Annotated in this window: 9 protein-coding genes; all 9 read left to right on the top strand. The window is 42.1% G+C overall.

Going from position 1 to position 9,080, the window contains the following annotated elements:
* Positions 1–154: 154 nt before the first annotated feature.
* The 9 genes from uppP (at position 155) to JXR81_06155 (ending at position 8,694) form a co-directional block, all read left to right on the top strand.
* On the top strand, positions 155–973 hold the full coding sequence (uppP, locus tag JXR81_06195) for an undecaprenyl-diphosphatase UppP (protein ID MBN2754444.1): 819 nt from the start codon (positions 155–157) through the stop codon (positions 971–973).
* Entirely contained in the window at positions 973–1,743 is a 771-nt protein-coding gene (locus JXR81_06190; GenBank protein ID MBN2754443.1) for an MBL fold metallo-hydrolase, read from the top strand. Before uppP ends, JXR81_06190 begins: the two co-directional genes overlap by 1 nt.
* 164 nt (positions 1,744–1,907) lie before the next feature.
* A complete protein-coding gene (locus JXR81_06185; protein ID MBN2754442.1) occupies positions 1,908–2,678 on the top strand; it encodes a class I SAM-dependent methyltransferase in 771 nt (256 codons plus the stop codon).
* Between the two features lie 154 nt (positions 2,679–2,832).
* Positions 2,833–2,994, top strand: a complete 162-nt coding sequence (locus tag JXR81_06180; GenBank protein MBN2754441.1) for a YqzL family protein — start codon at positions 2,833–2,835, stop codon at positions 2,992–2,994.
* A 141-nt stretch (positions 2,995–3,135) separates the two neighbouring features.
* On the top strand, positions 3,136–4,149 hold the full coding sequence (pheS, locus tag JXR81_06175; GenBank protein ID MBN2754440.1) for a phenylalanine--tRNA ligase subunit alpha: 1,014 nt from the start codon (positions 3,136–3,138) through the stop codon (positions 4,147–4,149).
* Complete coding sequence (locus tag JXR81_06170; GenBank protein MBN2754439.1) at positions 4,149–4,985, top strand: type II secretion system F family protein; 837 nt, start codon at positions 4,149–4,151, stop codon at positions 4,983–4,985. Before pheS ends, JXR81_06170 begins: the two co-directional genes overlap by 1 nt.
* Positions 4,986–5,013: 28 nt before the next feature.
* Entirely contained in the window at positions 5,014–5,871 is an 858-nt protein-coding gene (locus JXR81_06165) for a type II secretion system F family protein (GenBank protein ID MBN2754438.1), read from the top strand.
* A 164-nt stretch (positions 5,872–6,035) separates the two neighbouring features.
* On the top strand, positions 6,036–6,299 hold the full coding sequence (locus JXR81_06160) for a DUF192 domain-containing protein (protein MBN2754437.1): 264 nt from the start codon (positions 6,036–6,038) through the stop codon (positions 6,297–6,299).
* Positions 6,283–8,694, top strand: coding sequence for a hypothetical protein (locus JXR81_06155; GenBank protein ID MBN2754436.1), 2,412 nt, complete (start codon positions 6,283–6,285; stop codon positions 8,692–8,694). The genes JXR81_06160 and JXR81_06155 overlap by 17 nt, the downstream gene beginning before the upstream one ends.
* Positions 8,695–9,080: the final 386 nt, after the last annotated feature.

Here is a 9,080-nt window from a genome sequence, read left to right as displayed (position 1 = left end):
TAACCGGGGATTCTTGGCAGGCTGTACTTTGAAAAGCGGACATTTCTATTTTGCAGAAAATAGGACACTTCTATTTTGCGTTGACAAGTTTATTGGATAAATAGTTATTAGATAATACTTTGTGTTATAATCACCTAAAAAATCGGAGGACGAATTGGAACTTATAAATTCAATTATACTTGGTATTATTCAGGGGCTTACGGAATTTTTGCCTGTAAGTTCGTCCGCGCATCTGGCGCTTGTGCCGAAATTTATGAATGCTTCGGAATTGTTAAGCTCTCTTTCTTTTGGCGCTTTTCTGCACGGCGGGACGCTTTTAGGCGTTCTGATATTTTACAGGAAGAAGATATGGGCGATGATGAAGTCCTTCTTTAAAGGGCTGGGTGATTCCGGCGAAAGAAACTCCATAAATTTTAAACTTTCAATCTACATAATTATTGCCACAATTCCGGCGGTTGTTTTTGCCCTTGCGTTTAATGACGCTATAGAAGGCATATTTCGCTCTCCTGTACGTATTGCCCTTATGCTTGCGGTTTTTGGCGTGATACTTTACCTTGCCGATTTAACAGGAAAAAAGAATAAAGAGAACGGTTCGCTTACAATCTGGCACGCTATAATAATCGGCTGCGCTCAGGCAATAGCGCTTATGCCGGGTGTATCAAGGTCGGGCATCACAATGACCGCGGCTTTATTTATGGGTTATAAAAAAGAGGATGCCGCGGAATTTTCCTTTCTTCTTTCAATTCCCGCCATTGCCGGCGCTTTTGTGCACGAACTTCCGGATATTATTCAGGCAGGCCCGGATGCAGGCGTTGCGGTTATAGCGGCAGGTTTTATTGCGTCTACTATCGCGGGTTTATTTGCCATTAAATTTCTTCTGGCGTTTATTAAAAAACGCGGGTTTATGGCGTTTATGATTTACAGGCTGGCAATAGCAGCGGTTATTATCATTTTATTAAACGGAATTAACTGATGAAGATAAAATTTCTTGGTACCGGCACTTCGCACGGCGTTCCGGTAGCCGGGTGTTCCTGCCCCACATGCACATCTTTAGACCCTAAAAATAACCGTTACAGGACTTCTGTTATGATACAGGATAAAGGCACAACAATTGTAATAGACACGCCCGCAGAATTCAGATTAAGGACGCTGGAATATGGAATTAAAAGGATAGACGCGCTGTTATTAACCCACGCGCATGCGGACCATATAGCGGGGCTTGATGACATAAGGCGTTATAACGAGCTGCAGTCAAGCGCAATACCCGCTTACTGCGACGCGCAGACAGCCGTGGAAGTAAGAAAGAGGTTTGCTTACATTTTTGAAGATACCCAGGAAGGCGGGGGCAAACCGAAAGTAGACCTGATAGAAATAGAGCCCTATTCAGTATTTGCAGTAAAAAATATACAGGTACAGATGCTGCCGGTAATGCACGGCGATATACAGATAGCGGCATTTAAAACGGGCAGATTCGCGTATGTAACTGACGTATCCGCGCTGCCTGACGGGACTATAAAAGAGTTAAAAGGAATTGATGTATTAGTGCTGGATGCGTTAAGGTATGAACCTCACCCGACTCATTTTAATGTAAGCCAGGCGCTTAAAGTCGCTGAAATGATAGGCGCAAAAAAAGTATATTTCACGCACATAGCCCACGCGCTGGAACATAATAAAACTGAAAGTGAACTGCCGGAAAATGTAAAACTTGCGTACGACGGGTTGGAATTAAACATAGAGGATTAGGCAGCTCGGCAGCTCGGTTTGGACTTGGTAGACGCGGGTCTTTAGCCCGCGGAAGTTGATTTAAAAAATAGCGAATTATGCTATAGGCAATTATGCAGAAGCGAAAGATCAAAAGATAACGGATTAAGTTTTAGGCAGATAAGCAGAAGCGGGAGAATTGACGGATGGACGGATACAATACGGATTTTGCGGCTTTTTATGACCTTGTGCTTTACGGGGAAAATTCACATGAAGCAGACGGGCAGGAAATTGCTTTTATGGATGAAACTTTTGCCGGTGCGGACAGAAGGATAAACACCGTACTGGACGCAGGGTGCGGTACGGGCAGGTTTTTAGTACCGCTGGCCCGCTGCGGTTATCAGATGACCGGAATTGATAAAAGCCCCCGCATGATTGAACAGACAGCAGAGAAACTTAAAGAAGAAGGGCTGCAGGCGGACTTAATATCAATGGGGCTGGAAGAAATAAAATCCCGTGAATTATTTGACGCGGTTATATGTGTGGATTCGGTGCTATGTTACCTGATTGACAGGAGGAAAATTCAGGACTGTTGTACTAAAATGTCGCGCGCCCTTAAAAAAGGCGGCGTGTTTGTAATGGAAACGTGGAACATCTTTGCCAATGCCCGCCTGTTAAACAGGGAAAACGCGTATATCAATAAAGACGGAGAACGCAGAGCGGATATACACGAAAAAAACACCTTTGATGAAAAGACAGGCGTGCTGACTATCATGCTGGATGTCAAAGCGAAATATCACGATAAAATATATAATCTTAGCCACAGTGAATCACTGCATATTTTTGGTTTTGAAGAGATGAAAGAAATCCTTGAAAATTCGGGGTTAAAAGATATAAAAATGTACTCCGGATATGATTTTTCTGAAGCGTCAATAACCAGGGGCGATAGTATGATATATACGGGGGTAAAGCGCTAAAAAAACCTTAAAAATATTTGGGTTTTCTTGACTTTAAAACATAATCTGCTATAATTTATCAAAAGAAAAAATAATACTTAAAGTACGGAACGAAGTTTCATAACATAAAAATGGGATAAATTAGTATATAAAAAGAAAAGAGAAGCGACTCGCTATGGAGAAAACGGCTGGATTAAACCGACTAAAAGAGTTATGGAAAGTTTTTGAAAAAACCGGTTCGGTAGGGGCTTATCTGCTGTATATGGAAGCAAAAAAACAGAATCAGCAGAAACAGGATAATGAACAGTTTGAAAAGGCGGTTGAGGAAAGAAAATAAGTTTGTTTTAAAAACTTAAAAATAATAAAAAACCTGCGGTAAAAAAGGCTTTACAACAAAGCACTTATAGAGTATATTAAAAAAAATCCGGACATTGTCCGGATTTTTTATTAACGTCAGACATTAAAAGCAGGGGAGATTATGGACAAACCGTCAATTGAAAATTCAATGAAGCAGGATATTTTAACTGTCAGCGACGCTGCCGGCCTTAACGCGTTTAAGGCGAAATATACCGGTAAAAAAGGTGTTATCACGGAGCTTTTTTCCGGGATGAAGGATATTACCGATAAGGAAGAAAAGAAAAAAGCCGGCCTTGAAATTAATGAACTTAAAAAAATGTGCGAAGCGCTTGCCGAAGAAAAAGAAAAACAGATGCTGTCATCCAAAAAAGCTGAAGGTTTAAAAGATGTGGATGTGACACTGCCGGCCTATAATATAGAAAAAGGCGCGCTTCATCCTCTTACGCTGGTAACCGAAGAAATTAATTCTATATTTATGCGTATGGGTTTTTCAATTGAAGAAGGCCCTGAAATAGAAACGGAAGAAAATAATTTCACTCTGCTGAATTTTCCTGCGGATCACCCCGCGCTTGATATGCATGATACATTCTACATGGAAAACGGCTATCTTTTAAGGACTCATACCTCGCCTGTGCAGGTCAGGGCGATGAAAAAACATAAACCTCCGGTTAAAATAATAGCGCCGGGAAGGGTGTACAGGCGTGATGCCGTGGATGCTTCTCATTCGTCTGTCTTTCATCAGGTGGAAGGCTTTATGGTGGATGAAAATATTCACTTTACGGATTTAAAAGGGGTCCTGGACCTTTTCTTAAAAGAGATGTTTGGCAACACCTTAAAGACCCGCTTCAGGCCAAGTTTTTTTCCTTTTACGGAACCTTCCGCGGAAGTTGATGTGCAGTGCGTTAACTGTATGGGGAAAGGGTGCCCTGCCTGCAAGCAGTCGGGATGGCTTGAAATAATGGGCGCGGGCATGATACACCCCAACGTGCTTTCCAACGTGGGGATTGACCCGGAAAAATATACAGGTTTTGCTTTTGGAATGGGCGTTGAAAGGATAACCATGCTTAAATACCAGATTGACGACATGCGCCTTCTTTTTGAAAATGACGTCCGCTTTTTAAAGCAGTTTAAATAATGAAAATAATTGCATCTATATTTCTGTTTGCCGCTGCGGCTCTTGCCGTGTATCAAAAGGACAAAATAGCTTCTGTTATGTCGGGGTTTGTAAAAAACTACAGGTCGGGTGTTGATGTACTTGTAAAAAAAAGCGTGGCGGAGATTAAAGGCAATGAAATAAGAAAGTTACAGATTGTGCTTTTTATCCTGTTTGCCGCGTCAGCCGTGATTATGCAGAGTGTTTTTATACCCGTTCTTTTTGTTCCTGCGGTATACTTTCTTCCCAAATATTACCTGTCTTATAAACATAAAAAATACTGCCTTGAATACAGGAAAAACCTGCCGGCTTTTCTTGAAAGCATGATTTCCGGGATGAAGTCCGGGTTAAGCCTGCCTTCGGCTATGTCCGCTTTTGCGGCGCGTGATAAAAGCCCTGTGGGAAGGGAAGTTAAGGCGGTTCTGTCGGGCACGCAGCTGGGAATTTCAATGGCTGAATCTTTAAGCGCCCTTGCGCTAAAAATACCTGTAAGGGAAAACGTAATTATGCTGACCGCTCTGGAAACAGCGCTTGAAACAGGCGGGAATGTAAGTGAAATCCTTGGCGGGATTCTTGAAACTATAAGAAAACGCGATGAAGCTGACCGTGAAATTAAAGCGCTGACATCCCAGGGGGTTATGTCAGGAATAACGGTGGGGCTTTTGCCGGTTCTCTTGATAGGCGCCATTACTTTTATTGACCCGTCTTTTACCGAGCCGCTTTTTAACACAAAAGCGGGGATGTTTATTCTGTGTACGGCAGTGGTAATGGAAGCTGCCGGCGCATTTTTTATAAGCAGGATTGTAAGGATAGAGTAAAAAATAATAACAACATAGAGGGGTAGAGATGGGCTTACTTGCAGCACTGTTTATTGGGGTGTGCGCGGCTTTTTTTATGTATGCCGCGGGGATGATAACGGAAAGGCGCAGCGCGGTGCTTCAAATTACCGCGGGCAGAAAGTTGACTGTGTCCGGCAGAATTATAGAATTTGCGTCTTATCTGAAATCCGGAATTCTTAAATTCAATTCTAAATTTTCTGGTGTATCGCGTTACATAAAAATAAATTCCGTTCTGCAAAAACTTGATCTGGATAAAAAATATTCCACGGTTTCTTTCATTTATACGGAAGAAATCGCGGCGCTGTGCGTTTTTACGCTTATATTGGCGGTTTTTGGGGACATTTATTTCGCGGTTTTTTTCGGGATATGCGCTTTTTTTATACCGTCAATGATATTAAATTCAAAATTGCGCAAAAAGAATGACAGTATATTTAAAGAATTACCCGACGCGCTGGATATTATCTGCGCTTTTATAGAAGGCGGGCTTTCGGTGTCGCGGGCGGTATGCAGGTATCCGGAAAAAACAAAGGGTGTTTTTGCCGGGGAAATTGCCATGGCGGCAAAAAAAATGAAGCTTGGAAAAAGTTTCCAGGAAGTAATGTCGGAACTGGAAGAACGCATTGACGTTAAGGAAGTAAGTTCCGCTTTAAGCGCTTTTATAAGGGCGGATAAGTCCGGCGGAAATGTAAGGGATATAGTCAGGGCACAGGCGGATGAAGCCAGAAAAAAAAGGTTTATGCAGATGAAGAAAAAAGCGCACGAAGCGCCGGTAAAGCTGCTTTTTCCCCTTATGGTATTTATTTTTCCCGTTATTTTTATGGTGCTTTTTGGGCCGATTATAATTAAGCTTATGTCGGGGCTTTAAAGCGCTGCCGATTTTATAAACTGCCATTTGCCGGGTTTTATCAGTTATATGTTTACATTTGTGCCAACTATATGTAAAATCAGATTATGCGGAAAAAAAGCGGACATATAATAATCAGAAAATTTAAAACCGCACAGTCTTTTTTTAACAGGCTCGCGGGGTTGATGTTCAAAAAAACCATGCCGGAATACGGGGTTTTATTTTTTCCCGGCTGCGGTTCAGTCCACACTTTCTTTATGCGGTTTAACCTGGACATAATAATGACGGATAAAAATTTTGTGGTTTTAAATTATGCCGAAGCGGTTAAACCTTTCAGGTTTTTTATTACTGCCGGCGCAAAACATACTTTTGAAGCGCGTGAAGGGTTTGTAAAAGAAAATAAGATAAAAAAAGGGGATAAAATCAGTATTCATGAAAAAACAAACTAACGAAGAAACAGGGCTGATACCCAGAAAAATTGACCTGGAATTTTACTGCAAGAACGCCGAAGTTGCGTATGACCCTGCAAATAAATTCTACAGGGTTACTTTTGATTTTTCTTTTGAAAAAGAGGTATATGAATTTATTGAAAGTTTTATTTCGCTTGTAATAACGGATGATAAAAAGAAGGATTTTGGGGCGCTGCCTTCTGACCCGCACATGACGGAGCTGTATTTTAGAATACTTTCAGACTTTGAAAGCCTTGGCTGGGACAGGTACAGTTCCTGGTATTACGGCAACAGGGCAAGGCTGACGGAAAAAGCGCATAATATTATAATTAATGCGATAAATCAGGAAAATACGCTGAAAATAAAAGACCTGGAATTTTTCTGCTGGGTGTCATTAGCGTCCCTTTTTGCCTCTGTTACTGAAGAGTATTTTCATACCCACTTTGAAAAGTTAAGCATAATGAGGGGCACGCTTAAGTATCATATAGGCAAAACGCTTGAATTTCTGCTGTCAGAGATTATTGAAGATAAAGATACTGGTAAAATGAGGGCGGAAAAGACCGGCGCTGAAAGAAGAAAAATTCAGCCGCTTATTAACAGATATGCGCTTGTTTATAATGATATAGCGGAACTTAACAACGTGGAGAAATTCCTTCTTTCAAAAGATGAAAGGATTGCAATAAGCGCGGCTGAAATTAACGGGCTTCTGCAGGCGCTTTCCGATACTGCTGCGGCTTCAAAACACATATCGTCCAAAGGCGGGGTGAAGTACGCTGCCGGCGATTTTGCCATGGTAAAGATAATTCTTTACGACAGGAAAGATTTAAAAAGGTTTTTAAACATAATAAAAAAAGACAAAGATTTATTGCAGAAACTTACGGAATCTTTTGAGGCCGGCCGGGTAAGAAAAAAGGTTATTGATATAATTTCATCGTCCGGCAGCGGGCGGCTGCTTAATATGCTTAAGCACAGGGAAGCCGCGGCTGATGTTTTTTATGAAGCTAAAGTTAAAAAATATCTTTTTTCGGCGCTGAAAGATAACGGCGGCAAAAAAGCAAAAGAACTTATGGCTTATATTGAAGAGGCATCCGATAGGATAAAACGCAGTAAAAACAAGGTGTTTGGAACCCTTTTACGGAAAGAACTGGAAAAAATAGCGTGGCATTCCCTTGAAATTATGTCGTTGTATTTCAAGACCGCGTCTGATTTCAGGGATATAAGAAAGAAGTACGGAAAGAAGTCGGCTTTCAGCGAACAGATGCAGGGCATAAAGATACTAAGGCAGAGTGCAATTAAACGGGTTACTTCTGAAGAGACAGGGGCAGACGAAGCGGCATGCGTATCCATATCCGATGATGAAAAGACAAGGATAGAGAATCATTTTGAAGAATCAGGGCTTTTTTATTTCAGGGAACAGGGTCCTGCGTATCCGGGAGGGCAGGGAAGCGCGCGCGGCAGGAAAATATTCATGTTCGCGGATTTAAGAAATTCAACTGAAACCACTATGAAACTTACAAAGGACACGGCTTCTTTTTTAACGCCGTACCTTAATACGGTATATAAAGTGTCAAAGGAAAATGCGGGCACTGAAATATATTTTGCCGGAGACGGCTACGCGGCGCATTACGCAAAGGCGGCGGACTGCGTAAGGGCGGCGTGCCTGATACACAGGGAATATACAAAACTGCGCAAAGACGCGGAAATGAAAGCGGCGGAAAAATCCAAGGAAATATTCAGGGAACTGATGCGGCTGGGCGCGCTGTCCAAAGAGAAAAAACCGGCGGTACTGGTAAAAGTTGAACCGTCAATGGCGGATGAAATAAAGGAAGCTCTTGCCGGTTTAAATGTTATAAATATTAATGTGGATGAACTGATTGCCAGAATCGCGGAAGAGTATTCAATGCCAAAAGTGGAAATAGGAATAGGCGTGACAGAAGGCGAATTATTCTTCGCGGTTATCGGCGAAGAACAGGTAAGGTTTAATATTGTGCTGTCGCCAAGCCTTACCCAGGCGGCCAGGCTGTCAGGAAGTAATGGGGATGTAAAAAAATACCTTGAAAAACTTTACGGGACAAAGGCAGTCCCAAGAAGGGTTTATGTTCACGAGCGCAAACTCTTTAATCAGGGAATTGTTATAACCAATGAAATCTATAACGCGTTAAGGCGCGAATCGGAAGTGGATGTTATTCCAAAAGAAAAACTTAATCTGTCATATGATATTCACTATTATTATGACGGCACGCTTAACAGGTATGTGTGCATGTCCAAAATGGAACAAGGCGTGGCGCTTAAAGGAATAGAAAAGGACGTGGAGGTTTTTGAAGTTTTCGCGTCCGGTTCGCAGGTAGATGTTTTTGTAAATAACTGGATAAACGAGCAGAAAAAACAGGGATAACCTGTAAAACAGCATATTAAGCTATAGGCAGATAAGCAGAAGCGGAATCTAAACGATGCGCCCTAAAAGTGCGCGTTGTTCTTGTTGTTTGTTTTGTACCAGTAGACGCGGGTCTTTAGCCCGCGGTAGTAGATTTAGATTTGTTTTTTTTTCGTCTCTCCGTCCCTCCGTGCATCCGTCCCTTGGCTTTACAAGGCTTGGGTATATTTTTTCAGTACGCGTCGCAAATTGGTGTTCTTGTATCCAAACAAACCTGAAATCTAAAGGTATGTTAATTCATTGGCAATCGTAAGCCCGCGGCACATACATGTATGCCGTCCCCTAACACTTGCGCTCGTAAACTCGCGCAAGCTCGGGGATTTCCGCTTCGCAGGCTCGCTCCAACC

It is taken from the genome of Candidatus Goldiibacteriota bacterium, assembly GCA_016937715.1.
In the GTDB taxonomy this organism is placed as follows: Bacteria; Oederibacteriota; PGYV01; order PGYV01; family PGYV01; genus PGYV01.
This window is presented reverse-complemented; position numbering and strand designations above follow the sequence as displayed.

Coding starts and splice junctions, on each gene's coding strand:
- JXR81_06165 (MBN2754438.1), top strand. CDS start 5,014: ATGGGCTTACTTGCAGCACTGTTTATTGGGGTGTGCGCGGCTTTTTTT.
- JXR81_06155 (MBN2754436.1), top strand. CDS start 6,283: ATGAAAAAACAAACTAACGAAGAAACAGGGCTGATACCCAGAAAAATT.
- JXR81_06170 (MBN2754439.1), top strand. CDS start 4,149: ATGAAAATAATTGCATCTATATTTCTGTTTGCCGCTGCGGCTCTTGCC.
- JXR81_06185 (MBN2754442.1), top strand. CDS start 1,908: ATGGACGGATACAATACGGATTTTGCGGCTTTTTATGACCTTGTGCTT.
- pheS (MBN2754440.1), top strand. CDS start 3,136: ATGGACAAACCGTCAATTGAAAATTCAATGAAGCAGGATATTTTAACT.
- JXR81_06190 (MBN2754443.1), top strand. CDS start 973: ATGAAGATAAAATTTCTTGGTACCGGCACTTCGCACGGCGTTCCGGTA.
- JXR81_06160 (MBN2754437.1), top strand. CDS start 6,036: ATGTTCAAAAAAACCATGCCGGAATACGGGGTTTTATTTTTTCCCGGC.
- JXR81_06180 (MBN2754441.1), top strand. CDS start 2,833: ATGGAGAAAACGGCTGGATTAAACCGACTAAAAGAGTTATGGAAAGTT.